The organism is Sanguibacter suaedae (genome assembly GCF_016342785.1).
Classification (GTDB): Bacteria; Actinomycetota; Actinomycetes; order Actinomycetales; family Cellulomonadaceae; genus Sanguibacter; species Sanguibacter suaedae.
On sequence record NZ_JAEINH010000002.1, the window covers coordinates 74,340 to 100,567 of the forward strand.

Sequence of the window (26,228 nt, forward strand, 5' to 3'; positions counted from 1 at the left end):
CCAGCAAAGGACCGACAACCATGAAGAACCCCTTCGAGGGCAAGGAGATCTGGTTCCTCACCGGGTCCCAGAACCTCTACGGCGAGGAGACCCTCCGTCAGGTCGCCGAGCAGTCCCAGGCCATCGCCGCGGCCATCGACGGCGCCGACGCCGTGCCCGTCAAGGTCGTCTGGAAGCCCGTGCTCAAGGACTCCGAGTCCATCAAGGCGCTCGCCCTCGAGGCGAACGCGGACCCGGCGTGCATCGGGCTCGTCGCGTGGATGCACACGTTCTCGCCCGCGAAGATGTGGATCCGCGGTCTCGACGCGCTCGACACCCCGCTGCTGCACCTGCACACGCAGGCCAACGTCGAGCTGCCCTGGGCGGACATCGACATGGACTTCATGAACCTCAACCAGGCCGCGCACGGCGACCGGGAGTTCGGGTACATCCAGACGCGCATGGGCGTCCCGCGCAAGACCGTCGTCGGCCACGTGTCCGACGCCGCGGTCATCGGGAAGATCGCCACCTGGGTGCGCGCCGCCGCCGGCTTCGACGCCGTGCGCAACCTGCGCCTGGCGCGCTTCGGCGACAACATGCGCAACGTCGCCGTCACCGAGGGTGACAAGACCGAGGCGGAGATCAGCCTCGGCGTGTCCGTGAACACGTGGGGCGTGAACGACCTCGTCGCCGCGGTGGACGCCGTGGAGGAGTCCGTGGTGGACGCCCTCGTGGCCGAGTACGAGGAGCTCTACGACGTCGCTCCCGAGCTGCGTGCCGGGGCCGAGCGCCACGAGTCGCTGCGCTACGGCGCGCGCCTCGAGGCCGGGATGCGCTCCTTCCTCGAGGCCGGCGACTTCGGGGCCTTCACGACGAACTTCGAGGACCTCGGTGCCCTGCGCCAGCTCCCCGGTCTCGCCGTGCAGCGCCTCATGGCCGACGGCTACGGCTTCGGGGCCGAGGGCGACTGGAAGACCGCTGTCCTCGTCCGCGCCGCGAAGGTCATGGGCCACGGGCTCCCGGGTGGCGCCTCGCTCATGGAGGACTACACCTATGACATGACGCCGGGCGACGAGAAGATCCTCGGTGCCCACATGCTCGAGATCTGCCCGACGCTCACCACGTCCAAGCCGTCCCTCGAGGTCCACCCGCTGGGTATCGGCGGCAAGGAGGACCCGGTCCGCCTCGTCTTCGACACGGACGCCGGGCCGGCCGTCGTCGTCGCGATGTCCGACATGCGCGAGCGCTTCCGTCTCACGGTGAACGTGGTCGAGGTCATCGAGCCCGAGCACGAGCTGCCGAACCTGCCCGTCGCCCGCGCCGTGTGGAAGCCGGAGCCGAGCTTCGCGGTCTCCGCCGAGGCGTGGCTCCTCGCCGGTGCCGCTCACCACACGGTGATGAGCACGGCCGTCGGCCTCGAGGCGTTCCAGGACTTCTCGGACATGGCACGGACCGAGCTCGTGACCATCGACGAGTCCACCGAGGCGCGCCGCTTCGCCCAGGAGCTGCGCTGGAACCAGGCGTACTACCGCCTGGCGCAGGGGTTCTGACCTCGGACGGGTCGTCCACCAGCAGGACCTGACGGGTGCGGTACCGCGAGGAGCGGTACCGCACCCGTCGTGCTGTCCCGGGCAGATCCGTCGTGGACGCGCCCGTGACCGCCGTCTTTTGTCAGGACTGCTCCTGTTGATCCCTTGTTACCGGATCGTGACGTCTGCCCCTTTCGGCCACATGCTGTGAACGCTAACATCGGGAACGTCAACGACGACGCGCACCCTGCCAGGACCGCCCACCGCGGGGTCCAGGTGCATCTCAAGGAGGAGACATGGCTCGTAGCACCCTCGCGCGCACCGCGACCGGACTGGTCGCAGCGCTCTCGATCCTCGCTCTCTCCGCCTGCGGTTCCGGCGGCGGTTCATCGGACAGCGACCTCGTGAAGGTCGGGTTCTCCCAGCTGGGCGCCGAGAGCGGGTGGCGCACCGCTAACACCGAGTCCGTGAAGGAGCACCTCACGGAGGAGAACGGCATCGACCTCACCTTCGTCGACGCCCAGCAGAAGCAGGAGAACCAGATCAAGGCCCTGCGTGACTTCGTCGACCAGGACGTCGACGTCATCGCCTTCTCGCCCGTGATCGAGACCGGCTGGGACGAGGTGCTCCAGGACATCAAGGACGCGGGCATCCCCGTGGTCCTCGTCGACCGCACCGTCGACACCACCGTCGAGGACCCCTTCGTCTCGTGGATCGGCGCCGACTTCACCGCAGAGGGCGTCACCGCGGGGGAGTGGGTGGCCGAGAACCACCCCGACGCCAAGGTCTTCGAGCTCCAGGGCACCATGGGCTCCGGAGCCCAGACCAACCGGCAGGAGGGCTTCCGGTCCGTCGCCGGCGACCAGGTGATCGGTGAGGCGAGCGGGAACTTCACGCGCACCGAGGGCAAGGAGGCCGTCGAGGCCGCGCTCCAGGCCTACCCCGACATGGACCTCATCTTCGCCCACAACGACGACATGGGCCTGGGTGCGATCGAGGCCATCGAGGCAGCGGGGAAGGTCCCGGGCGAGGACATCAGGATCGTCACCGTCGACGGCGTCCACGACGGTCTCACCGCCCTCCTCGAGGGCAAGTTCAACTTCGTGGTCGAGTGCAACCCGGCGTTCGGCGACCAGCTCGCGGAGCTCATCACGCAGGTGGCCGCCGGGGAGGACGTCCCTGCCGAGACGATCGTCGTCGACCAGGCGTTCGACCAGACCATCACCCAGGACGTCATCGACGCCCGCACGTTCTGAGGGCCGGACCGGAGAGGGACGACGATGTCCTCGACGAAGGCAGCAACGACCACGCCCGCCGTGGAGATGTCCGGCATCACCATCACCTTCCCCGGCGTCCGGGCCCTCGACGGGGTGGACCTCACGCTCCGCCCCGGCGAGGTGCACGCCCTCATGGGCGAGAACGGCGCAGGGAAGTCCACGCTCATCAAGGCGCTCACCGGCGTGCACACCGTCGACTCGGGACGGATCGTGGTGGGCGGCGAGGAGGTGCGCATCGGTGGCCCGAGCGACGCGCAGGCCGCCGGCATCCGGACCGTCTACCAGGAGGTCAACCTCTGCGGGAACCTCTCCGTGGCCGAGAACGTCATGCTCGGGCACGAGCCCCGCAAGGGACCGTTCATCGACCGGCGGGCGATGCGGCGCGAGGCGGCGCGCTACCTCGCGAGACTCGGGGTGGACATCGACCCCGTGTCCTCGCTCTCCGCCCACTCCATCGCCGTGCAGCAGCTGTGCGCCATCGCGCGCGCCACCGTCGTGGACCCCAAGGTCCTCGTCCTCGACGAGCCGACGTCCAGCCTGCAACGGGCCGAGGTCGAGCAGCTGTTCGACGTGGTCCGTGGCCTGCGCGACTCCGGGGTGGCCGTGCTCTTCGTGTCCCACTTCCTCGACCAGGTGTACGAGATCTCCGACCGCATGACGGTGCTGCGCAACGGACGTCTCGTCGGTACCTACCTCACGGCCGACCTGCCGCGGCTCGAGCTCGTGTCGCAGATGATCGGGCGCTCCGGTGACGAGCTCGCCGGCCTCGAGGAGGGCGCGCGCGCCCGGGCGCGCGTCGCCCACGACGACGACGTCCCCCTCGTCACCGCGGTCGGGCTCGGCAAGGACGGACGGATCGAGCCGTTCGACCTCGAGATGTTCCCCGGGGAGGTCGTCGGGCTTGCCGGCCTCCTCGGGTCCGGACGGACGGAGCTCGCGCGCCTGCTCACGGGGGCCGACACGCCCGATACCGGCAGCCTCTCCCTCGACGGATCACCCGTGCGCCTCACCGACCCGCTCACGGCGCTCCGGGCAGGCATCGCCTTCGCGTCGGAGGACCGCAAGAAGGAGGGCATCATCGGGGACCTCACGGTGCGCGAGAACATCGCCCTCGCGGTGCAGGCCGTACGCGGCGTGTGGCGCCCGGTGCCCCGCCGCGAGCTCGACGAGCTGGTCGAGAGGTACATGGCGGCCCTCGGCGTCCACCCCGCCGACCCGGACATGCTCGTGCGGAACCTCTCGGGAGGCAACCAGCAGAAGGTCCTCCTCGCCCGCTGGCTCGCGACGTCGCCGCGCCTCCTCGTCCTCGACGAACCCACCCGGGGCATCGACGTCGGGGCCAAGGCGGAGATCCAGAAGCTCGTCGCCGACCTCGCCGCCGACGGCATGGCCGTCCTCTTCGTCTCCTCCGAGCTCGAGGAGGTGCTGCGCGTCAGCCAACGCGTGGAGGTCCTGCGGGACCGCGTGATCGTCGAGCAGATCGTCAACGGGCCGGACGTCACGCCCGCCACCGTCCTCGCGAGCATCGCCCGCGAGACACCAGGCCCCTCGCCCGCCACGCCAGTGCCCACGGGCCGCGCGCGGCAGAACCACGGAGGCACCCCGTGAGCTCACCCACCACCCGCCCGCCCGGCAGGCCGGGCACCGTCGGGCGCGTCGTCCACCACCGCCTCTTCTGGCCCGTGGTCGCCCTCGTGCTCCTCCTGCTCGCCTGCGGGCTGCGCAGCCCCGGCTTCCTCACGGTCTCCGTGCAGGACGGGCACCTCTTCGGTCAGCTCGTCGACATCCTGCGCTTCAGCGCGACCCCCATGCTCCTGGGGCTCGGCATGGCCCTCGTCATCGCCACCGGTGGCATCGACCTGTCCGTGGGGGCGGTCATGGCGATCTCCCTCGCCGTCTCCCTGACCTACCTCGACGCGTCGCCCACCGCCGGCGCCGTGCCGACCGTCGCGGCCGCGATCGGTGTCGCCCTGGCGGTCGCCGTGGTCATCGGGACCTTCAACGGGTTCCTCGTCTCCGTACTCGGAGTCCAGCCGTTCATCGCGACGATGATCCTCATGGTCGCGGGCCGCGGCATCGCGATGCTCATCACGCAGGGGCAGATCACCACGGTGACGAGCGAGCCCTTCAAGTTCCTCGGGTCGGGGTTCGTCCTCGGTCTGCCGACGCCCGTGGTCGTCGCGGCCGTCGTGCTCGTCCTCCTCGTGCTCCTCGTGCGCGGCTCCGCGCTCGGGATGCTCCTCGAGAGCGTGGGCATCAACCGTGAGGCGAGCAGGCTCGCCGGGGTCCCGTCCCGCCGCATCACGTGGCTCGTCTACGTGGTGGCCGCGCTCCTCGCGGGGGTCGCGGGCATCGTGTACGGCGCACCCACCATGGCGGCCGACGCCAACAACATCGGGCTCATGAAGGAGATGGACGCCATCCTGTGCGTCGTCCTCGGTGGCACCACGCTCGCCGGTGGCAAGTTCTACCTCGGCGGGACCGTCGTCGGTGCGCTCATCCTCAGCACCATCGAGCGGGCCGTGGTGATCTTCCACGTCCCGTCCCAGATCACGCCCCTGTTCAAGGCGCTCGTCATCATCGCGGTCTGCGTCGCCCAGTCGCCCCGGCTGCGCGAGATGATCCGCTCCGGCGTGCCGGGCCGGTCCGGCCGCGCGGCGGGGCCGCCCACGCCGGCGCCCACCCCCGCACCCGCTCCGACGGTCGAGAAGGTCCTGTGATGGCGACGACGACGAGGTCCGCGACCCCCGCCTCGCGCGGCGCGGGCGCACCACCGGACGGCAGGACGGGCGCCCTCGCCCGTGCCGGCGCGGCCCTGTCCCGTGCGGTACAGCCCCGGTACCTGCCCGTCGCGGGGACCCTGCTCACGCTCGTCATCATGCTCGCGGTGGGGGAGTCCCGGTACGGCGGGGAGCGCGGGTTCGTCAGCGCCAGGCTGTTCTCCAACCTGCTCCTCGACAACTCCTACCTCCTCGTGCTCGCGGTCGGGATGACGTTCGTCATCCTCACGGGCGGCATCGACCTGTCCGTCGGTGCGGTCGTGGCGCTCGTCGGCCTCGTCGTCGCTACGCTCCTGCCGCTCGGGGTCCCGCTGCCCGTGGTGCTCGTCGTCGGGGTGCTCGTGGGGTCCACCTCCGGGCTGCTCGTCGGGACGCTGGTCCACCACTTCTCGATCCAACCCTTCATCGCGTCGCTCGCCGCCATGTTCCTCGCCCGCGGACTCTGCAACGTCGTCAGCGTGCAGTCGCTCGCGATCAAGGACGAGGGCTTCGCGGCGCTCGCGTCGTGGAGCCTGAAGCTCGGGGAGGGGCGCAACATGTCGAAGATCAACCTGAGCATGATCGTCGCCGTCCTCGTCCTCCTCGCCGCGTACGCCGTCCTCCACCACACGCGCTTCGGCCGCACCGTGTACGGCGTCGGGGTGGGCGACGGCGGCAACGCCGTCCAGCTCATGGGCCTCAAGGGCGGGCGCACCGTCCTGTGGGTGTACGTCATCAGCGGCACGTGCGCGGGCGTCGCCGGGATCCTCTTCGCGCTCTACACGAAGTCCGGGTTCAACCTCACGGGTATCGGGATGGAGCTCGACGCGATCGCCGCGGTCGTCATCGGAGGCACCATCCTCACCGGAGGCGGCGGGTACGTCCTCGGCACCGGCGCGGGTGTGCTCGTCTACGGGCTCATCCAGGTGCTCATCGCACGCGAAGGGCTCGACTCCTGGTGGACGCGCGTGTTCATCGGCGTCGTGCTCCTGGCGTTCGTGGTCCTCCAGCGGGTCATCACGCTCCGCAGGAGATGACCCCAGCACGGCCCGCGCCCCGCGTCGAGCTCCCTCGGCGTGCCCGTCGCGACCCCAGCAGCCCCCTCAGCCCCCTCCAGGTCCACCGTCCGACATCGACGCGCGCGTCATCCGACAGCGTCGTCACGACAGCCCGACAGCGGCAGGAGAACCATGAGACCCACCACCCCACCCACCCCCCGGAGGCCTGCCCGGCGCCGGCCGCACGCGGTCGCGTCCGCGCTCGCCCTCGCGCTGCTCGGCGGTGCGCTCGGCACGGCCGTGCCGGCGAGCGCGGTGCCCGGCTCCGGCCCGGCCTCGCTCGCGGCGCAGGCCCCGCCCGAGGTCGTGCCCGACGGGGCCTGGGTCGACGAGCTCGACGGCGAGACCCTCGACCCGCGCTGGTCCGTCCGCTCCGAGTCGGCCGCGAACCTGCGGCTCACCGGCGAGGGCCTCGAGATCAGGTCTCTCGCGGGTGACACCTGGGAGGGGTCGAACACGGCGCGGAACATCGTGCTCGTGGACGTCCCCGTCGGGGACTTCACCGCGGTCACGCACGTCACGGCACCCGCTTCCCTCGACTTCCAGGGCGCGGGCCTCATCGCGTGGCAGGACATCGACAACTACGTCCGCGTGGGCCTGTCCCACGTGGGCTTCGCCGAGGGTGGGCCCGTGGTCGTCGAGTCCGGCACGGAGACCGGTGCCGTCTACGGGTCCGAGTTCGCACCCCGGCCGGGGTCGACGTCCGAGACGCTCCGCATCCAGCGCACCGGAGACGTGGTGACCACGAGCTACCGTGATGACGACGGCTGGGTGGAGGCGTCCACACGGACCGTGACGTTCCCGATGACGCAGATCGGCCTCTACGCGCTCGCCGCGACCGACGGCACCGGTCACACGGCGACCTTCGACTACGTCGCCGTCCAGGCGGCGGAAGGCGCCGACGTCGTCCCCGACGCCCCGTTCCTGCTCCGGGCGACCGGGGACGCCCCGCACGTCGTCCTCGCGGACGACGGTTCGCTGGGGCTCGCGGCCACCAGGCCCGCGCGCTCGGTGGTCCTCGAGGCGAGCGCCGCCGAGGGTGGTGCGGTGCTCACCGACACCGCGAGCGGCCGGGTCCTCGCCGTCGAGGCCGACGGTCGGCTCGTCCTCGCGGCCGACGGAGCACCGGGAACGGTGCTCCGTCTCCAGGACGCAGGTGGCGGCAGGCTCCACCTGCGCCACGGCGACGAGCACGTCGGTGCCGTCGACGGGACGCTGCGCCTCGCCGACGCCGCCGCCGCGGCGCGCTTCACCCTCGCCGTCCCGCCGCAGGTCGGCGCGGGGCACACGATCACCATCGACGCCGACGGCCCCACCACGGAGGTCAGCGACGACCTCTACGGGATCTTCTACGAGGACATCAACCGGGCGGCCGACGGCGGGCTCTACGCCGAGCTCGTCCAGAACCGGTCCTTCGAGTACTCCACCGCGGACAACGCGTCGTACACCGGCCTCACCTCCTGGGAGGCCGTCGGTCGCGGCGGAGGGACGGCGAGCCCCGAGGTCGTCACCAACGCCGAGATGCTCAACGCGAACAACCGCTACTACCTGCACCTCCCCGTCGACGGCGCGCCGGGTGCCCCCGCCGGCGTCCGGAACGTCGGCTACAACTCCGGGATCGCCCTCACCGAGGGCGCCGGGTACCGGTTCTCCGTGTTCGCGCGGACCGACGCAGGGACCACGCCCCTCACGGTGCGGCTCGAGGACCCCAGCGGGAACGCCGTCCACGGCGCCACGACCGTCGACGTCGTCGGCGACGCGTGGACCCGCTACGAGGGGACGCTCACGGCGACCGCCACGACGGCCGACGCGCGCCTCGCGGTCCTCGCGGAGAGCACCGCGACCCTCCGCCTCGACATGGTCTCCCTCTTCCCCGTCGACACCTTCGAGGGCCGGGAGAACGGCGTCCGCAAGGACCTCGCCGAGATGATGGAGGCCATGGACCCGCAGTTCCTGCGGTTCCCCGGTGGTTGCGTCACGAACGTCGGCACCTTCGACGCCTACGGTGCGCCCGGGTACGACCGCAGGCGCACCTACCGCTGGAAGGAGACCGTCGGGCCCGTCGAGGAACGACCCACCAACTACAACTTCTGGGGCTACAACCAGTCCTACGGGCTCGGGTACTTCGAGTACTTCCAGCTCGCCGAGGACCTCGGCTCCACCCCGTTGCCCGTCGTGAGCGTCGGTGTCAACGGGTGCGGTGGCCCGCCGCCCCTGACCGACCCCGACGCCCTCGACGGGTGGGTGCAGGACACGCTCGACCTCATCGAGTTCGCCAACGGTGCCCCCACCACCGAATGGGGAGCCGTGCGGGCCGAGATGGGGCACCCCGAGCCGTTCGGGCTGCGGTACATCGGCCTCGGCAACGAGGAGGTCCAGCGCGAGTTCCTCGACAACTACCCGCTCTTCTCCGACGCCATCAAGGCGGCGCACCCGGAGATCCGGATCATCTCCAACTCCGGCCAGACGTCCGCCGGTGCGTGGTTCGACGAGCTGTGGGACTTCGCCGTCGAGCAGGACGCGGACCTCGTCGACGAGCACTACTACAACTCGCCCGAGTGGTTCCTCGCCAACGCGAACCGTTACGACTCCTACGACCGTGAGGGCCCGCACGTCTTCATCGGCGAGTACGCCTCGAAGGGCAACACCTTCTACAACGCCCTCGCCGAGGCGGCGTTCATGACGGGCATCGAGCGCAACTCCGACGTCATCGACCTCGCCTCCTACGCCCCGTTCTTCGCCAACGAGGACTACGTCCAGTGGGCTCCCGACGCGGTGTGGTTCGACAACGTCGACGCCTACGGGTCCGCGAACTATCACGTCCAGGCCATGTTTGCGCAGAACGTCGGCGACGTCGTCGTCCCCTCCACCGTCACCCAGCCGACGAACGCGGCCGACGACATCACCGGCGGTGTGTTCCTGTCCACCTGGCTCACCTCCGCCGCGTACGACAACGTCCGCGTCACCTCCAACGACACCGGGGACGTCCTCTTCGAGGACGACTTCTCCGACGGCGCCGCCGCCTGGAACCCCACGGGCGGCACCTGGGAGGTCGTCGACGGCGAGTACGTGCAGGCGAGCACCACCGTCGAGGACGCACGCAGCACCCCTGCCGTCGACATGTCGGGCTGGAGCAGCTACACGTACGAGATGGACGCCCGCAAGACCGGCGGCGCCGAGGGCTTCCTCGTCGGCTACGGCGCGCAGAGCCCCGGCAGCTTCTCGTGGTGGAACCTCGGCGGGTGGGGCAACACCCGGTCCGCGATCCAGCAGACCACCTCGGGTGCGTCCGTGGAGCTCGCGGGCAGCACCACCACCGTCGACACCGACCGCACGTACCGGGTCAAGGTCGTCGTCGAGGGCCGTACCACCCGCCTGTACCTGGACGACGTCCTCGTCACCGAGCACACCGACACCACCGTCCAGCAGGACCTCTACCAGGTGGTCACGCGCGACGACGACACCGGGGACCTCGTCCTCAAGGTCGTCAACGCGTCCACGTCGGCCATCACGTCGCCCGTGAGCATCACCGGCGACGTCGAGGTCGCTGCTGAGGCGGCCGTCACGGAGATGACCGGGGAGCTCACCGCGCAGAACACCATGAGCGACCCCGATCGGGTGGTGCCCGTCGAGCGCACCTTCACGGGCGCCGGCACGGAGTTCGTCTACGAGTTCCCCGAGAGCTCCATCACGATCCTGCGTCTGGGCACCGACGCCGCGCAGGCGCCCGGGAACCCGCCCGGCGAGGAGCCCGCACCACCCAGCGAGGCCCCCACCGAGGCGCCCGCCGTCGACCCGCCCGCCGCGGGCGGCGCAGGCGTCCCGTCCGTCGCGGCACCCGCCGCAGGCACCGGCGACGGCGGCGCGGCGGTGGACCCCTCCGCCCGGGCATCCACCGGCAGCAGGGGAGCCCTCGCCTGGACGGGCAGCGACGTCCTCCTGCTCCTCCTGCTCGCCGGGGGCCTCGTCGCCGGGGGCGCCGTCCTCGTCCGCCGCCGTGGGTCGGGTGGAAGGGGTGACCACGGCCTCGCGGGCCTAGACGACTGACCCTGCCCGGTGACGGACGCGTGCGGGGACGGTGCCACGGGCACCGCCCCCGCACGCGTCAGGGACGCGCGGCGAACCGCTCGAGCAGCTCCGAGTGGCCGGACACCACGATGAGGTCGTTCGACGAGATCCGCGTCGTCGGCTCCGCGTACACGAACTCCTGGCCCGGCGACTTCACACCGATGATGGTCACGCCGTAACGCTCACGGACCTTCGTCTGCTCGATGGTGAAACCCTGGGTCTCGCGCGGGGGTCGCATCTTGACGATGGTGAAGCCGTCCTCCACCTCGATGTAGTCGAGGAGCTTCCCCGACACGAGGTGCGCCACCCGGTTCCCGGCATCGGCCTCGGGGAAGACGACGTGGTGCGCGCCGATGCGCTGGAGGATGCGGCCGTGCTCCGCGGAGATCGCCTTCGCCCAGATCTGCGGCGTGCCCATGTCCACGAGGTTGCCGGTGATGAGCACGGACGCCTCGAGGGACGTGCCGACGCCCACGACGGCCACGGAGAACTCGCGCGCCCCGAGCTGCTCGAGGGCCTCCGGGTTGGACGCGTCGGCCTCCACGATGGGGAACCGGTCCGAGTAGTGGGCGACGAGGCCGGGGGAGCGCTCGACGGCGAGCACGTCCTGCCCGAGGCGGTCGAGGGTGAGGGCCATCGACGAGCCGAACCGGCCGAGACCCACGATGAGCACACCCGCGTCCTTGGTCTCCGCCGGGGTGCGTGCGCTCTTGTCAACCAATGATCGGCCTCTCCTCGGGCAGCCGGATGACCCGGCGGCGGTCGCGCAGCGCGAGGGCTGCTGCAAGGGTCATGGTGCCCGTCCGGCCGACGAACATCAACGCGACGAGGACGTACTTCCCGGCGTCGGGCAGCAGCGGCGTCACCCCGGTGGAGAGCCCCACCGTCGCGAAGGCGGAGATCACCTCGAACAGCACGACGTCGAGCGTCCAGCCGGTGATCTCCAGGAGCAGCAGGGACGACGAGAGCACCGCGGTGGCACCGACGAACGACACGGCCACGGCGAGGCGCAGCGTGTCGCGGGGGATGCGCCGCCCGAACGCCTCGACGTCCCGGTCGCCGCGCGCCTCGGCGACGATCGCGATCATCATGACGGCGAGCGTCGTCACCTTGATGCCGCCCGCCGTGGAGGCGCTGCCGCCGCCGACGAACATGAGTGCGTCGGTGATGAGCCAGCTCGACTCGCGCATCTCGCCGACGTCCACGGTGGAGAAGCCGCCGGACCGGGGCATCACCGACATGAAGATCGACGACAGGATCTTCTCCGACCACGACATCGGACCGATCGTGTCCGGGTTCGCCCACTCGAACACCGCGAACAGGACGCCGCCCACCACCACGAGGATGCCGCTCGTGACGACCGTGAGCTTGGCGTGCAGGCTCCAGCGGCTCACGCGCGTGCGGTTGCGCGCGATGTTGAGGATCACGGGGAACCCGAGGGCACCGACGAACACGCCGACGACGATCGGCATGAGGAGCAGCCAGTCGCCCGCGTGCGGCATGAGGCCCTCCGCAGTCGGGACGAACCCGGCGTTGTTGAACGCCGAGATGGCGTAGAACACGCTGTGCCAGAGCGCCTCTCCCGGCCCCTCGTGGAGCACGAGGAAGCGCGGGAAGAGGAGGAGCGCGATGGCCACCTCGAGGGCGGTCGACGTGATGATGACGACGCGGACGAGCGATCCCACCTCGCCGAGACGCGTCGTCTTGGTCTCCGACGCGGTGAGCAGGCGCTGCGTGAGACCGATGCGGCGCGACACCGCCATGCCGAGGAGCGATGCGAGGGTCATGACGCCCAGTCCGCCCACCTTGATGGCGACGAGGATGATCACCTGGCCGAACCCTGACCAGTACGTCCCGGTGGGGACGGTGACGAGCCCGGTGACGCACACCGCGGACGTCGCGGTGAACAGGGCGTCCACGAAGGGCGCGCGGGTGCCCGAGGCCGTCGCCCAGGGGGTGGAGAGCAGCCCTGTGAAGAGCGCGATGACGCTCGCGAACACGGCGAGCGCGAGGCGCGCCGGCGACTGCCGGGCGATCCGGTCGACGACCTCCCGACCCGCCCACAGGCGTGTGGAGAACCGTGACGGCATCAGATCTCCCTCGTCGGACAGGCGTCGCGTACCCCAGAACTCTGCCACGACTCCTCCCGGTGTGCGGGCCGCCCACGCCCTCGAGGTGCACGCGAGCATGCCGCCGGCAGGGGCTTCGAGGACACTGGCCCAGCGAACCAGGACGAAAGGTGCACCCGTCGGACGCGACGCCCGCTACCCTCGGGTATGTGAGCGAGCACACACAGCCCCGGGTCCCTGTGATCGCCGACGTCGCACGGGCGGCCGGCGTGTCCGTCCCCACCGTCTCGCGCGTCCTCACCGGATCCACCCCGGTGAGCAAGGAGAAGCGCGAACGCGTCCTCGCCGCCATCCGCGAGCTCGGGTACCGGCCCAACGCCGCCGCGCGCGCCCTCGTGAGCGGGCGCCAGTCGATGATCGCGATCGTCGCGAGCAACACCACGCGGTACGGGTACGCCGCGACCCTCCACGGCATCGAGGAGGCCGCCCGGTCCGCCGGGTACCTCGCGGTCATCACCGTCGTCGAGGGCCCCGACGACGCCTCCGTGCGCTCGGCGGTGGACCTCGTGCTCGGGCAGCCCGTCGCGGGCGTGATCGTCCTCGAGTTCGACGAGGCCGGCATGAGCGCCCGGCACGCGTTCCCCGACACCGTCGCCGTCGTGTCGGCCGTGACCATGGCCGACGAGACCGCGACGTCGCCCGTCGTCTTCCTCGACGACCGCACCGCAGCCAGGGACGCCACGCGGTACCTCCTCGACCTCGGTCACCGCACCGTCCACCACGTGTCGCTCCCGCAGGCCGTGCCGCAGCTCGGACGCACGCTCGGTTGGGAGGACGCGCTGCGCGAGGCCGGCATCGACGTCCCCGAGATCTTCCCCGCGTCCTGGGAGCCCGAGTCCGGCCGGCAGGTGGGGCTGGTGCTCGCGGAGCGTGACGACGTCACCGCCGTCGTGTGCGGCAACGACGAGCTCGCCATCGGGCTCGTCCGGGGTCTTCACGAGGCCGGGCGGTCCGTGCCCGACGACGTGAGCGTCGTCGGTTTCGACGACGAGCCCTTCGCCGCGGTGACCATCCCGGCCCTCACCACCGTGTACCAGGACTTCACCGAGCTCGGGCACCAGCTCCTGCGACGGCTCATGGAGCTCGTCGACACCGGGACGGCGCGCACGACGTCGTCCCTCGCGCCGCGCCTCGTCATCCGTGAGAGCACCGCCCCGCCCCGCACCTGAGGTGCGGGTGGGAGCGCGACCGCACCCCGGCGCGGTCGCCCCCGCGCCGTGCGACCTGCTGCGTTACGGTGGACCATGCCGTTTCGAGTTCACGTCGCGTGGAGCCCTGAGCTCGTCGGGTACGACTTCGGAGCGGGGCACCCCATGGCGCCCCTGCGGCTCGACCTGACCATCCGTCTCGCCCGGTCCCTGGGGCTTCTCGACCACGACGACGTGGACGTGGCGGCGGCCGACGCCGCACCGGACGCGCTCCTCGCCACCGTGCACGACCCGGCATACGTCGCCGCGGTGCGCGACGCGTCCGAGCGCGGCACGGAGAACGCACGCCTGGGGCTCGGGACCGACGACAACCCCGTCTTCCGCGGGATGCACGACGCGGCGGCGCGCATCGTCGGCGGGACGGTCGCGGCCGCAGAGGCGGTCCGCGCCGGGACCGCGCTGCACGCCGTGCACGTCGCGGGCGGCATGCACCACGCCATGTCCGGGGCGGCCTCGGGCTTCTGCGTCTACAACGACGCCGCCGTGGCCATCCGCGGTCTGCTCGAGGCGGGCGTCGAGCGCGTCGCGTACGTCGACCTCGACGCCCACCACGGCGACGGCGTCGAGGCCGTCTTCTGGGACGACCCGAGGGTCCTCACGGTGTCCGTCCACCAGAGCGGCGCCACGCTCTTCCCCGGGACCGGTCACGCCACGGACACCGGCGGACCGCACGCCCCCGGGACGGCCGTCAACGTGGCCCTCCCTGCTCGGACCGGTGCGGGCGGGTGGTTGCGCGCCGTCGACGCCGTCGTCCCGGACGCGCTGCGGGCGTTCGCGCCCCAGGTGGTCGTGTCCCAGCACGGCTGCGACGCCCACGGCAAGGACGTGCTGAGCGACCTCGACGTCGCGGTCGACGCGCAACGGCAGGCCGCCGCCTGGGTGCACGACCTCGCGCACGAGGTCGCCGACGGGCGGTGGGTCGCCCTCGGGGGCGGAGGGTACGCGGTCGTCGACGTCGTCCCCGTCGTGTGGTGCCACGTGCTCGCCATCGCGCAGCACCGACCGTTGGACCCCCTGGCCCCCACGCCCGCGGACTGGCGCGCCCACGTCGAGGAGGTCCTCGACCACGAGCCTCCCGCCCGTCTCTCCGACCTCGAGGGACGGGTGACGTTCCGGCCGTGGAGCGCGGGCTACGACCCCGGCTCCGACGTCGACCGCGCGGTCCGGGCGACCCGGCAGGCGGCCTTCCCGCTCCTCGGCGTGGACGTGAGCCTGGACGTCTGAGTCCCGGCCGCCGGCGACGGGCGCTTCGCCCGTGGAGACGGTTCCCCCTGCCGTCGCCACGCCCTAGGCTGGCCCCCAGGACGGGCGAGGTGCTCGCACTCGGATCGACAAGAGGGTTCCATCGATGACTCCGGAGACGCCGCGCGTCCAGTTCCTCACCGTGGCCGAGGTGGCCGACGCCATGCGCGTGTCGAAGATGACCGTGTACCGCCTCGTCCACGCCGGTGAGCTGCCCGCGGTCCGGGTCGGCAAGTCCTACCGCGTCCCCCAGGCCGCCCTCGACCAGTACCTCGAGGCGTCGGTCATCGACCGGGGCGAGCTCAGCTCGTAGGCCAGGCGGGCGCGCCCGCGCCCGATCCCTGGTCCGCCACGAAGGACGCCACCCACGCGAGCGCCGAGTTCCAGTTCACGGTGATCTCGTTGGACGCCCACGACTCGACGTGGTCCACGTAGCACGTCTGCGGGGCGGCCTCGGGGTCGAGCGCCGCGAGCATCACCGGGTCCCACGTCTCGACGAGCGAGTTCGGTCCGCCGGCCAGGGACCCGCGCGGCGGTGGGGGGAGCGCCGGGTCCAGGGACCGGGCGAACCACCGGCTGTGCTGGTTGGTCGACGAGACGCTGCCGTACCCGGTGATGTAGGACCGGCCGAGGGCGTTGCGACCCAGCAGGTGGTCCATCCCCTCGAGGACGGCCTCGCGGTACACGGGGTCTCCCGTGAGGTCGAAGGCCGTGCCGACCACCACGAGCGTGTTGGCGACCATGCTGGTCGAGCCCCAGCCGTAGTGCCCGTCCACGCCCGCGTAGGTGGTCGCGAAGCCTTCCGCGGCCTGGACGGCGAGGTAGCGGTCGGCCGCCTCGACGACGGACCGACGGACGTCGTCGAGACCGGGCAGATCGTTGGGGATCGTCGCGAGGTCCATGCGGCCCAGGCCGCCCGTCGACCCCCAGTCCGGGCCCGCGGCACCGAAGACGTCCGCCGTGTGCCCGGGACTGTCGAGGACGGCCGACCGGAAGGTGTCCTCCCCGGTGGTGAGGTAGAGCTCCGCGGCCGCCCAGTAGCGCTCGTCGGTGACGTCCGTGTCGTCGTAGGGGCCGCCGCCGTCGCGCCCGGCCGCGGCGGGCGCGTACAGGTCGGGGTGCTCCGTGGCCGCGTCCCACGCCCTGCGCGCGGCGGCGAGGAGCCTGTCGGCGAAGGCCGCGTCGAAGGGACGGAAGAGCCGGGCACCCTGGGCGCCGACGGCCGCGACGTTGAGGGTCGCCGCCGTCGACGGGCGGTGGAGCGACCGTGGGCGCGGGTCGTCGGCGGGAAGCATGGGGAGGCCCGTCCAGCCCTCGTCGTGGACCTTGTGGTGGACCATGCCGGCGAGGGCCTCGCCCTCCGGCACCTGCATGCGGAGCATCCACTCGAGCTCCCACCGGGCCTCCGACAGGACGTCGGGCACCCCGTCGCCGTGCTCGGGGATGCGCAGCGTGCCGTCGTCGAGCGCGTCGGGGTCGCCCGTCGGTGCGTGCAGGGCGCGCTCGTAGAGGCCGAGGAGCTGGGCGACCGCGATCCCGCCGTTGACGACGTACTTCCCGTGGTCGCCCGCGTCGTACCAGCCGCCGTGGACGTCGAGCCGGTAGGAGCCCGTCCAGCCGTCGTAGTAGTCGCGCGGACCGATGCAGGGGACGTCGGTGTCGCCCTCGTTGGGGTGGGCGCCCACGTGCCCGGCAGCACGGGCGTAGAGGTCGCCGACGACGGCTGCGTCGATGGGCGTCCCGCTGCGCGCGAGGTAGAAGAAGTCGAGGGCGTCGTAGCGCAACCGCTGGTAGAGCCCGGGGTCGATGGCGAACGGGTGGCTCGTGGCGCCGTCGACGACGATCGTGTACCCGGAGCCCGGCTCGGTGACGTCCGTGAGGTCGACGACCTGGACGGTGAGGCCCGACGCGGCGTCGTGGCGGGGCGGCGAGGCGAGCCCTCCGGTGACGGGCGACCCGCTCGCGTCGACGAGCTGCCAGGACACGGGGAGCGCGGAGTCCGTGACGACGGTCGCCCTCTTGGGTCCGTGCGGCAGGTATCCGACCTGGTTGACGAGGACGCGGGTGGCGCTCGGCACGTGGGGACCTCCGAGGTGGGGGGGGGCGCGGACCGGTGGTCCGGTGTGATCGACGTCGTGAGGCTAGCAGGGCATTCCGGACAGGTCACGCGTGGTGCGAGCGCGGTACGCGTGGGGCGCGAGCCGCTCGCGTCGCGGTGGAGGTCCGGGAGGCGGTAGGCTGGGGTCGGACTTTCCCGAGCGCGGGCGTCACGTGTACCTCTTCGTAGTTCTACGGCATTCAGTCATAGGGTTCTGAGCGGTCCTGCGGCGTGCTGCGCGAGCAGACCCGATCAACATTGCGAGGACCCATGGGCTCCGTCATCAAGAAGCGCCGCAAGCGTATGGCCAAGAAGAAGCACCGCAAGCTGCTTCGCAAGACGCGTCACCAGCGTCGCAACAAGAAGTAAGCACCACACGCAACGCCTCCGGGCCCGGTCTCGACCGGGCCTGAGTCGTCTCCGGGGCAGAGGCCGGGCTCCAGCGGGTGACGTGGCCGAGCGGAGCGTGGGAGCGCGGCCATTCCGCGGTATCCTCAGCGCTGAGGGTCACCGGGGTCCAGGGTGCAAGGGGAGAGCGCACGTGTCTACAACGATGCACGACGTCGCCAAGCTGGCGGGCGTCTCCATCAAGACGGTCTCGAACGTCGTCAACGGGTACCCGTACATCCGCGACACCACCCGGGACCGCGTCCTCGCGGCGATCAAAGAGCTCGACTACCAGATGAACGTCTCCGCACGGAACCTCAGGTCCGGGCGGACGGGCATGATCTGCCTCGCGGTCCCGGAGCTCAGCCTCCCGTACTTCGCCGAGCTCGCCGACTCCGTGATCCGCGCCGCCGAGGACGCGGGCCTCACCGTCCTCATCGAGCAGACCGGTGCCGACCGAGACCGCGAGCTCGAGGTCCTCTCCGGCAAGCGCAAGCACCTCACGGACGGCCTGATCTTCTCCCCCCTCGAGCTGGGGCCCGAGGACCGCTCGGCGTTCGACGTGGACTTCCCCGTCGTGCTCCTGGGCGAGCGCATCTTCGGGTCGGGGCACGACCACGTGACCATGCACAACGTCGAGGCGTCCCGCGCTGCCACCGCGCACCTCGTGGGTCTCGGGCGCCGACGCATCGCCCTCATCGGCGCCCACGAGGGCGAGCAGGTGGGCTCGGCGCGGCTGCGGACCGAGGGGTACCTCATGGCCCTCGAGGACGCGGGCATCGAGTCCGACCCCGACCTCATCGGCGAGTCCGGCCTGTGGCACCGGGCCAACGGCGCGGAGGCCATGCGCCGCATGCTCGACTCCGGGACGGAGATCGACGCCGTCTTCGCTCTCAACGACGCCCTGGCGCTGGGTGCCCTCCACACCCTGCACGAACGTCGGATCGCCGTCCCCGACCAGATCGCCGTCATCGGCTTCGACGACATCGACGAGGCGCGCTACGCGGCACCACCCCTCTCGACGGTCTCGCCCGGCCGCGAGGAGATCGCCCGGACCGCGGTGCGGCTCCTCGGGGAGCAGATCGAGAACCGCAGGTCGCCCCGCCCTCCCGTCGAGGTCGTGGCACGCTACGAGATCGTCGTCCGCGAGTCCACGACGGGGGCTGCTCGCTAGGCGCAGTCCTCAGCGGGGGTCGTCGCTCGCCGACGGCACGTCCTGCGCGGGTTCCTCCGGGACGAGCAGCGGGTCGGCGAGCAGGTCGCCGTCGCCGGTGAGCGTCTCGACACGGCGCCCGGCGAGCCACGTGGCGATGAGGAGCGGGCCGGAGAATCCGACGAGCGGGACGACCACCGGCCACTGCCAGGTCAGCACCAGGAACGCGAGGAGCGAGAGGACCATCGCGACCGACGTGCCGGGTGAGAGGAACGGGGCGACGAAGACGAACCGCCACGTGGCGCGGGCCCCGTCGCGGAACCGCAGCAGGACCGCGAGGAGGAACGCCAGGGCGACCCCGGTCACGGCGAGGACCACGACGAACGGGACGAGGAGCAGCGTCGCGCCCCGCTCGCCCGCGTCGGCCGCGGCACGGAACACCTGGAGGTCGACGACCGCCAGCGCCCCGACGACCCAGAAGGGGACGCCGAGGAGGTTGGTGCGGAGGAAGTCGGTCCGGTAGCCGTCCCAGAAGTCCCGCAGGAGCGACTGCGAGGGCGTGCGCCGACGGAGCGCCTCGAGGAGCCGGGTGGCGGCCCGGCTCGCGGGGAACGCCCCGAGCACGACGCCGCCGGCGAGGGTGCCGAGCACCCACAGGAGGTTCACCGCGACGAGCTGCGTGGCGTACCGCAGCATGATCATGACGCGTCCGGCCCACCCGAGCTCGTCCACAGGTCCTCCTCGTGACGACGGCTGCGGCCCCGGGCGCCGGGACCGCACGGGGTCAGGCTACGCGCCCGGCGCGGCCGTCCTCAGCGTCCCGGAGAGGGCGGTCCCGTCGGCGGTGTACCCCGCGAACGACAGGGTGTCCGCGCCCGTCACCTGGTCCCGCGAGGGGAACACGACCACGTCGTCCGCACCGAGGTCCGTGAGGTCGCCGGAGGCGAGCTCCACGAGCTGCGAGGCGGTCACGGGGCCCACCGCGGTGACCTGCGGAGTGCTGCGCAGGTCGAGGACGTCCCACGTGCCGATGAGGTGCGGCCCGCTGGTCAGGCCGAGGTCGATCCCGGGCGCCACGGGGGAGAGGCCTTCGCCGGCGTACGGCTCGGGGGAGACCGCGGGCCAGCCCGAGCGCGTCCACACGACGCGGCGCAGCTGTGCGGTGTGCTGGGTGGCGTCGTCGCCGGAGCGCACGTGGTGGACCATGAGGTCCGCGGTGCCGGTGGCCGTGGGGATGCTGAGCACGGAGTTGTGCCCCGGCGCGAGCCAGGTCGGTCCACCGGTGAGCCGGTGACCCACGAGCACGCGTGTGCCGACCTCGTCGGGCGGGAGGTCCACGTCCGTCATGACGTTCCCCGCGCGGTCGACGTAGGGCCCGGTGACGTGCTCCGAGACGGCGACCCGGACGTTGTACGTCGAGAACAGCGAGTCGTAGGACACGAAGAGCGCGTAGCGGTCCGGTCCGTCGCCGTCGCCCCGACGGCGCACGACGAAGGCGCCTTCGACGGCCGCCTCGACGCTGTCGGGGCGGCGGGCGATGCAGGTGCCGAGGTCGCCCGGCTCGGCCGCGAGGCCGGTCACGGGGTCGAGGCGCAGGGTGTGGATCCCCGAGAAGAACGAGCCGTACGTGAACCACGGGGCGCCGTCGGCGTCCCAGGTCACGGCGGCGTCGATGGCGTTCTGGGTGTCCTGCCCGGCGCGGGTGCGCACGACGACGTCACGCACCTCCCAGGGGCCGAGGAGGTCGTCGGCGACCGCGAGGCCGATCGCCGACGTGTTCGAGCCGAACGTCGACGCCGAGTAGTACATGTGGAACCGGCCGTCGCTCCAGCGCACGACCTCGGGCGCCCAGAGCCCGGGCGCCCCGGTCCACTCGCGGGCCTCCGGAGGCACGGAGCCGAGCGCGGTGCCGTGCCACGTCCACGTGACGAGGTCGGTGGAGGTGCGCACGTGCACCCCGGCCTCGGGTGTGCCGCCGGCGAGGGCGTCCGTGCAGAACATGACGTAGGTGCCGTCGTCGGCCCGCACGACCGTGGGGTCGTGCGCGTGGCGGGCGCTCCAGCCCGGGGCGTCGGTGGTCGGTCGAGGACCGGTGGAGGGCAGGGCTCCGCCCTGGGAGGTGGTGGTCATGCTGATGCCTCTCAGCCCTTGGCGCCGGTGAGCGCGACGGACTCGATGATCTGACGCTGGAAGATGAGGAAGATGACGAGGACGGGCAGCAGTGCCACGAACGACGCCGCCATGATGAGCGGGTAGTCGGTCTGGATCGCGTACTGCGCGTTGAAGCTCGCGATGACCAGCTGGAGCGTCTGCTTCTCCGGGGAGTTGAGGTAGATGATCGGCGCGAGGTAGTCGTTCCACACGGCCATGAACCACAGGATGAACTGGGCCGCGATGGCGGGCTTGATGAGCGGGACGATGAGCTTGCCGAAGATCCGCAGGTACCCGGCGCCGTCGATCTTCGCGGCCTCGATGATCGAGTCCGGGACGCTCGACAGGTACTGCCGCAGGAAGAAGATCATGATGATGTTGCCGAAGACGAACGGCACGATGAGCGGGAGCAGGGTGTCCACCCAGCCCATCCGCGAGAACATCATGAACTGCGGGATCATGAGTGTCGGGAACGGGATCATGAGGCCCGCGAGGAGCCCGAGGAACAGGGCGTTCTTGAAGGGGAGGCGGAGCTTCGCGAAGGCGAATGCGGCCAGCGCGGAGAAGACGGTGCCGATGATCGTCACGGAACCGGCGACGATGAGGCTGTTCTTGATACCGCTGAGCAGCGGCCCCGCGGACCAGATGCGCACGTAGGTGTCCCAGACGAAGGGGTCGGGGATCCACTGCGGCGGCAGGGAGAACACGCCCTCGCGGGTCTTGAGGGAGGACGAGAGCGTCCACAGGAGGGGGGCGATCATGATGACGGCCCCGATGCTCAGGGCGATCGTCGTGAGGATGTTGCCGAGACGGTAGCGGCTCTTCATGCCCCCGCCTCGCGCGGTGTTGCCCTTCCCGCGGGAGAGGCCGCCGGGGATCTTCTTCACGGGGGCCACGGTCTGGGCCTGGGGCGTGATGTTGGTGGTCATTTTCCGTACCCCGCTCAGTCGATCGAGAACGAGTTGCGGGCGTTCACCCGGAACTGGATGGCGGTGATCACGAAGACGATCAGTCCGAGGACGACCGACATCGCGGAGGCGTACCCCATCTGCAGGTTCTCGAAGGCCTTCTGCCAGATGTACCAGACGATGGTCGCGGAGCTGAACTCCGGTCCGCCGGTGGGCGTCATGATGTTGATCTCGATGAAGATCTGCGAGCCGGCGATGACGCTCGTCACGACGAGGAAGAAGGTCACCGGTCGCACCATCGGGAGCGTGATGCTGCGGAACTGCTGGAAGGCGTTGGCACCGTCGAGGGCGGCGGCCTCGTAGAGGGACCGGGGCACCGACTGGATCGCGGCGAGGTAGAGGAGCATCGAGTACCCGAGGCCCTTCCAGACGGCCATGATGATCAGGGCGGGCTTGACGGTGTCCTTGTCCATGAGCCAGTTGGGTCCGTCGATCCCGAAGATCGCGAGGACCTGGTTCACGAGGCCGAAGTCGCCGTTGTAGGCCCACTGCCACAGGATGGCGATCGCGGCGAGCGACGAGATCACGGGGATGTAGTAGACGGTCCGGAAGAACGTGGTGCCGGCCATCTTGCGGTTGAGGGCCAGCGCGAGGGTGAGGGCGAGCACCAGCCCGATCGGGATGCCGATCATGAGGAAGAACGTGTTGTACAGCGACTTGAGGAAGTAGGGGTCGCCGAACATGCGTGTGAAGTTGTCGAGCCCGATGAACTGCGGGTCGCTCAACCCGTTCCAGCTGGTCATCGACGCGTAGATCGAGTAGGCCAGCGGGTACAGGGTGAACAGGAGGAAGCCGACGAGCGGCACGGCCACGAAGGCGAGCGCGACCCGGTGCTCACGGCGGTGGAGCCTGGAGCGCCTGGGGCGCGCGGGCGGTGTCGTGCCCGCGGTGTCCGTGGGCTTCGTGCCGGCGGGCGCGGTGGCCGGTGCGGCGGTTCGTGCGCGTGTCTCAGCGCTGGGGTGCGCCATCGCAGTCTCCCTCGAGTGCGTCGAGCGGTGGGACCGGTGGGGCCGGCGGGGTGGGGGGGGCCACCGGGGGGGGGGCGGCGGCGGGGTGGTCCCGGTGCGCCGGGCGCCGGGCCGGGCGCACCGGGGTGGTGCGGGTGGTCCGGGCCGTGACGGCCCGGTGCGGATCAGTTGCCGTTGGCGGCAGCGGCCTGCTCTGCCTGGGCGTTCGCGTCGTCCAGGAAGGCCTGCATCTTCGGCTGCGCCTCCTTGAGGTACTCGGCGGCGGTCACCTTGCCGTCGAGGACCGGCTGGATGTTGGTGAAGAGCTCGTCGTACCACTCGCCGTTGTACGTGTTGTTCGCGGGGAGCGCCCGCCCGTACTCCTCGACGATCTGGAGGAACTCCTGCTTGTTCGCGGGCTTGGTCTCGGAGTCGTCGACCCACTCCTGCGCCATGTCCTTGAGGTTCGGGATCTGGATCCCGGCGTCGATGAGGGTCTGCTGGGCGTCGACGTCCGCGGTGAGGTACTCCGCGAGCTCGACGGCCTCCTCCGGGTGCTTCGTCGAGTTCGACACGGCGATGCCGAGCGTCCCGATCCAGGTCGAGGTCTCGCCGTTGTCACCGACGGGGTAGGGGATGAGGTCCCAGTCGAAGTCGAGCTCCTCGTAGGTGCTCACGTCCCACGGGCCGACGGGGAAGAAGCCGATCTCCCCCTTCATCCACCGCTGGTAGGTGTCGAGCGTCTGGGCCTCGCCGACGGACGGCGTCACGCCCTCGACGTTCTGCAGGTCCGCGAACCACTGGAGGGCCTCGGCGAACTCGGGGGTGTCGACGGTGACCTCGGTGCGGTCCTCGTTGAGCCAGTCGCCACCGTTGCCCCACACGAAGGGCTGGAGGTTCCACTGGACGTTGAGGCCGGTGCCCCACTGGTCGAGCTTGCCGTCGCCGTTCGTGTCCTTGGTGAGCTGCTTGGCGACGTCGACGAACTCGTCGAGCGTGTAGGGCTGGTCCGGGTCGGGCAGCGGGATGCCGGCTTCCTCGAACATCGTCTTGTTGTACCCGAAGGAGAACGGTCCGACGTCCTTGGGGAGGGCGTAGATGGAGCCCTGGCCCTGGAGCGTGCCGTCGAAGCGGTAGCTGTCGACGCCGTACTCCCAGATGTTCTCGAGGTCGATCGTGTCGGAGCTCTCGACGTACTCGGTGATGTCCTTGACGACGCCGTTGTTCACGTAGCCCTGGACGTCACCGGGGGCGATGTAGAAGACGTCGGGGACCTGGCGGCCGGTGATCGCCGCCTTGAGCTTGGTGTTGTAGTCGTCGGCGGTGGTGACGATGATGTCGACCTCGACGTCGTTGGCCTCCTCGAACGCCGCCACGGCCTTCTCGTAGGCGGCCTTCTCGTCCTCGCCACCGCGGAACATGAAGGTGAGCTTCTTGGTGCCGTCGTCGCTCGCGCTGCCGGAGCAGCCGGCCACGAGCATGCTGGCGGCGATCACGGTGCCCGCTACGGCGGACGTCAGACGTGACTTCTTCATCACGGATCCTCTCGATTCCCAGTGGGATGTGCGAGGTCTGGCTGGTCCTTCGTGCCACTCGGTTCCCGGCGCAGCACCACGGAGTGCTGCGGTCGGGAGGAGTTCATGCCGTCCTCGGGGGACGGTACACAGGGCGTCAGGGTCGTCCTTGACCTCTCCGATTTACATCGTTGGAGACAAGGTGACACACGGGAGGTCGCTCGGTCAAGGCGACAAGGTCACGAACGTTCAACGACGGAGATCCTCGCCGCCGCAGAGCGTGTCCGAGGTGTTGACGACGCCCTCAGGGCTGGGGCATGATCCGTCTACAACGTTGTAGATGCCGGCGAAGGAGCTGAGCCATGACGACCCGACCCGAGGTCGCCCCCACACCACCCATGGGGTGGAACTCCTGGGACTGCTACGGCACCACGGTGACCGAGGCCGAGGTGCTGGCCAACGCCGAGTTCATGGCGGAGCACATGCTCCACGCCGGCTGGGACACGGTCGTCGTCGACATCCAGTGGTACGAACCGACCGCACGCGCGGGTGGGTACAACGACTCACCGCCCGTCGAGCTCGACGGGTACGGCCGCCAGGTCCCGGCCGTCAACCGCTTCCCCTCCGCCGCGGCCGGTGCCGGCTTCGGGCCGCTCGCCGACGCCGTGCACGCCCTGGGTCTCAAGCTCGGCGTGCACGTCATGCGCGGCATCCCCAGGCGCGCGGTCGAGCTCGACCTGCCCGTCCTCGGCACGTCCTCGACGGCCCGCGACGTCGCCGACACGTCGTCCGTGTGCTCCTGGAACCCCGACAACTACGGTCTCGACCACAGCCACCCCGGCGCCCAGGCGTACTACGACTCCCAGGTGGCTCAGCTCGTCGCGTGGGGGGTCGACCTCATCAAGGCCGACGACATGCTCGCGCCGTACCACGACGCCGAGATCGCGGCCTACGCCCGCGCGATCGAGCGGGCCGTCGCGAGCCCGGCACGCGGCGGTCGACCCGTCGTCCTCAGTCTGTCCCCAGGGACGCACCTGTCCACCGCGCACCTGCCCCACCTGCGGGAGAACGCCACCATGTGGCGGGTCTCCGACGACCTCTGGGACCGGTGGGAGGACGTCCGCGCGCAGTTCACGCGCATGGCCCGCTGGGCACCCCACCAGCGCCCCGGGGCGTGGGCCGACGCCGACATGCTGCCCCTCGGACGCATCGGCATCCGGGCCGAGCGCGGCGAGGACCGCCCGTCCCGGCTCACCGGCGACGAGCAGCGCACCCTCCTCACCCTGTGGTGCGTCTCCCGCTCCCCGCTCATGATGGGCGGCGATCTTCCCACCACCGACCCCGGGACCATCGCGATGCTCACGCACCGCGACCTGATCGAGCTCCTCCAGCACTCCACCGACGGCCAGGAGGTCCTCCGCGAGGGCGACCTCGTCGTCTGGACCGCCCGTGGAACGTCCGGTGGCGCCGACGGCGCGCGGTACGTCGCCGTCTTCTGGACGGGTGACGAGCCGACCACCGTCCGCCTCCCGGCGTCGAGCGTCGGCCTCCCGACCGTCCCGGGGAGCCGCGGCACCGAGCTGTGGACAGGGGACGACGTCACCACGACTCCCGCCCAGGGACCCACCACCAGCCAGGCCGAGCTCGTCCTCGACGTCCCGGCGCACGGCGTCCGCCTCGTGCGCGCCGACCACCCGGGCACGACGTCGCAGCACTGACACGTCCCGACCACCACCGACGACCCAGCACGTACCGCTAGGA

At 71.0% G+C, this 26,228-nt stretch carries 20 protein-coding genes; 12 read left to right on the top strand and 8 right to left on the bottom strand.

The annotated features are described in order from the left end of the window. The first annotated feature begins 20 nt into the window (after positions 1–20). The 6 genes from araA (at position 21) to JAV76_RS02680 (ending at position 10,649) form a co-directional block, all read left to right on the top strand. The gene (gene araA / locus JAV76_RS02655; RefSeq protein WP_198732486.1) at positions 21–1,529 is read left to right on the top strand and encodes an L-arabinose isomerase; all 1,509 of its coding nucleotides are present in this window, start codon (positions 21–23) and stop codon (positions 1,527–1,529) included. 275 nt (positions 1,530–1,804) lie between these two features. After that, a complete protein-coding gene (locus JAV76_RS02660) occupies positions 1,805–2,764 on the top strand; it encodes an ABC transporter substrate-binding protein (protein ID WP_198732487.1) in 960 nt (319 codons plus the stop codon). A 24-nt stretch (positions 2,765–2,788) separates the two neighbouring features. Further along, a complete protein-coding gene (locus JAV76_RS02665; protein ID WP_198732488.1) occupies positions 2,789–4,393 on the top strand; it encodes a sugar ABC transporter ATP-binding protein in 1,605 nt (534 codons plus the stop codon). Next, entirely contained in the window at positions 4,390–5,505 is a 1,116-nt protein-coding gene (locus JAV76_RS02670) for an ABC transporter permease (protein WP_198732489.1), read from the top strand. The genes JAV76_RS02665 and JAV76_RS02670 overlap by 4 nt, the downstream gene beginning before the upstream one ends. Next, the gene (locus tag JAV76_RS02675) at positions 5,505–6,581 is read left to right on the top strand and encodes an ABC transporter permease subunit (protein WP_198732490.1); all 1,077 of its coding nucleotides are present in this window, start codon (positions 5,505–5,507) and stop codon (positions 6,579–6,581) included. Before JAV76_RS02670 ends, JAV76_RS02675 begins: the two co-directional genes overlap by 1 nt. Positions 6,582–6,734: 153 nt before the next feature. Further along, positions 6,735–10,649: an alpha-L-arabinofuranosidase family protein gene (locus JAV76_RS02680; RefSeq protein WP_230401775.1), complete on the top strand. Its 3,915-nt coding sequence runs from the start codon at positions 6,735–6,737 to the stop codon at positions 10,647–10,649. Positions 10,650–10,707: 58 nt separating this feature from the next. On the opposite strand, the gene JAV76_RS02685 is transcribed toward JAV76_RS02680, so the two are convergent. Beyond that, the gene (locus tag JAV76_RS02685) at positions 10,708–11,391 is read right to left on the bottom strand and encodes a potassium channel family protein (RefSeq protein ID WP_198732491.1); all 684 of its coding nucleotides are present in this window, start codon (positions 11,389–11,391) and stop codon (positions 10,708–10,710) included. Beyond that, the gene (locus JAV76_RS02690; RefSeq protein ID WP_198732731.1) at positions 11,384–12,760 is read right to left on the bottom strand and encodes a TrkH family potassium uptake protein; all 1,377 of its coding nucleotides are present in this window, start codon (positions 12,758–12,760) and stop codon (positions 11,384–11,386) included. Before JAV76_RS02690 ends, JAV76_RS02685 begins: the two co-directional genes overlap by 8 nt. Before the next feature lie 188 nt (positions 12,761–12,948). Between JAV76_RS02690 and JAV76_RS02695 the strand changes: the two genes are divergently transcribed. The 3 genes from JAV76_RS02695 (at position 12,949) to JAV76_RS02705 (ending at position 15,562) form a co-directional block, all read left to right on the top strand. Continuing rightward, a complete protein-coding gene (locus JAV76_RS02695) occupies positions 12,949–13,968 on the top strand; it encodes a LacI family DNA-binding transcriptional regulator (RefSeq protein WP_198732492.1) in 1,020 nt (339 codons plus the stop codon). Between the two features lie 75 nt (positions 13,969–14,043). After that, positions 14,044–15,231, top strand: a complete 1,188-nt coding sequence (locus tag JAV76_RS02700; RefSeq protein ID WP_198732493.1) for an acetoin utilization protein AcuC — start codon at positions 14,044–14,046, stop codon at positions 15,229–15,231. Between the two features lie 124 nt (positions 15,232–15,355). Beyond that, positions 15,356–15,562, top strand: coding sequence for a helix-turn-helix domain-containing protein (locus JAV76_RS02705; RefSeq protein ID WP_198732494.1), 207 nt, complete (start codon positions 15,356–15,358; stop codon positions 15,560–15,562). Here the strand turns inward: JAV76_RS02705 and JAV76_RS02710 are convergent. Then, positions 15,552–17,327 (bottom strand): glycoside hydrolase family 9 protein, encoded by a 1,776-nt coding sequence (locus tag JAV76_RS02710; RefSeq protein WP_198732495.1) that lies wholly within the window; start codon positions 17,325–17,327, stop codon positions 15,552–15,554. The genes JAV76_RS02705 and JAV76_RS02710 overlap by 11 nt on opposite strands. Positions 17,328–17,617: 290 nt before the next feature. On the opposite strand from JAV76_RS02710, the gene JAV76_RS02715 reads away from it, so the two are divergent. Continuing rightward, the gene (locus JAV76_RS02715) at positions 17,618–17,716 is read left to right on the top strand and encodes a 30S ribosomal protein bS22 (RefSeq protein ID WP_003792170.1); all 99 of its coding nucleotides are present in this window, start codon (positions 17,618–17,620) and stop codon (positions 17,714–17,716) included. Between the two features lie 172 nt (positions 17,717–17,888). Then, positions 17,889–18,908 carry a LacI family DNA-binding transcriptional regulator gene (locus tag JAV76_RS02720; protein WP_307843954.1) on the top strand — a complete coding sequence of 340 codons (1,020 nt, stop codon included), beginning with the start codon at positions 17,889–17,891 and terminating at the stop codon, positions 18,906–18,908. A 9-nt stretch (positions 18,909–18,917) separates the two neighbouring features. Here JAV76_RS02720 and JAV76_RS02725 read toward each other — a convergent pair whose 3' ends face one another. The 5 genes from JAV76_RS02725 to JAV76_RS02745 all read right to left on the bottom strand — a co-directional run bounded on the left by JAV76_RS02725 (position 18,918) and on the right by JAV76_RS02745 (position 24,488). After that, positions 18,918–19,619, bottom strand: a complete 702-nt coding sequence (locus tag JAV76_RS02725; protein WP_198732496.1) for a YesL family protein — start codon at positions 19,617–19,619, stop codon at positions 18,918–18,920. A gap of 57 nt (positions 19,620–19,676) precedes the next feature. Further along, positions 19,677–21,017, bottom strand: a complete 1,341-nt coding sequence (locus JAV76_RS02730; RefSeq protein ID WP_198732497.1) for an arabinan endo-1,5-alpha-L-arabinosidase — start codon at positions 21,015–21,017, stop codon at positions 19,677–19,679. 11 nt (positions 21,018–21,028) lie between these two features. Continuing rightward, entirely contained in the window at positions 21,029–21,967 is a 939-nt protein-coding gene (locus JAV76_RS02735) for a carbohydrate ABC transporter permease (RefSeq protein WP_198732498.1), read from the bottom strand. Positions 21,968–21,981: 14 nt separating this feature from the next. Beyond that, complete coding sequence (locus tag JAV76_RS02740) at positions 21,982–22,974, bottom strand: carbohydrate ABC transporter permease (protein WP_198732499.1); 993 nt, start codon at positions 22,972–22,974, stop codon at positions 21,982–21,984. A 164-nt stretch (positions 22,975–23,138) separates the two neighbouring features. Then, positions 23,139–24,488, bottom strand: coding sequence for an ABC transporter substrate-binding protein (locus JAV76_RS02745; RefSeq protein WP_198732500.1), 1,350 nt, complete (start codon positions 24,486–24,488; stop codon positions 23,139–23,141). 341 nt (positions 24,489–24,829) lie between these two features. Here JAV76_RS02745 and JAV76_RS02750 point away from each other — a divergent pair, with 341 nt between their 5' ends. Continuing rightward, positions 24,830–26,185, top strand: coding sequence for a glycoside hydrolase family 27 protein (locus JAV76_RS02750; RefSeq protein ID WP_230401776.1), 1,356 nt, complete (start codon positions 24,830–24,832; stop codon positions 26,183–26,185). The last annotated feature ends 43 nt before the right edge of the window (positions 26,186–26,228 follow it).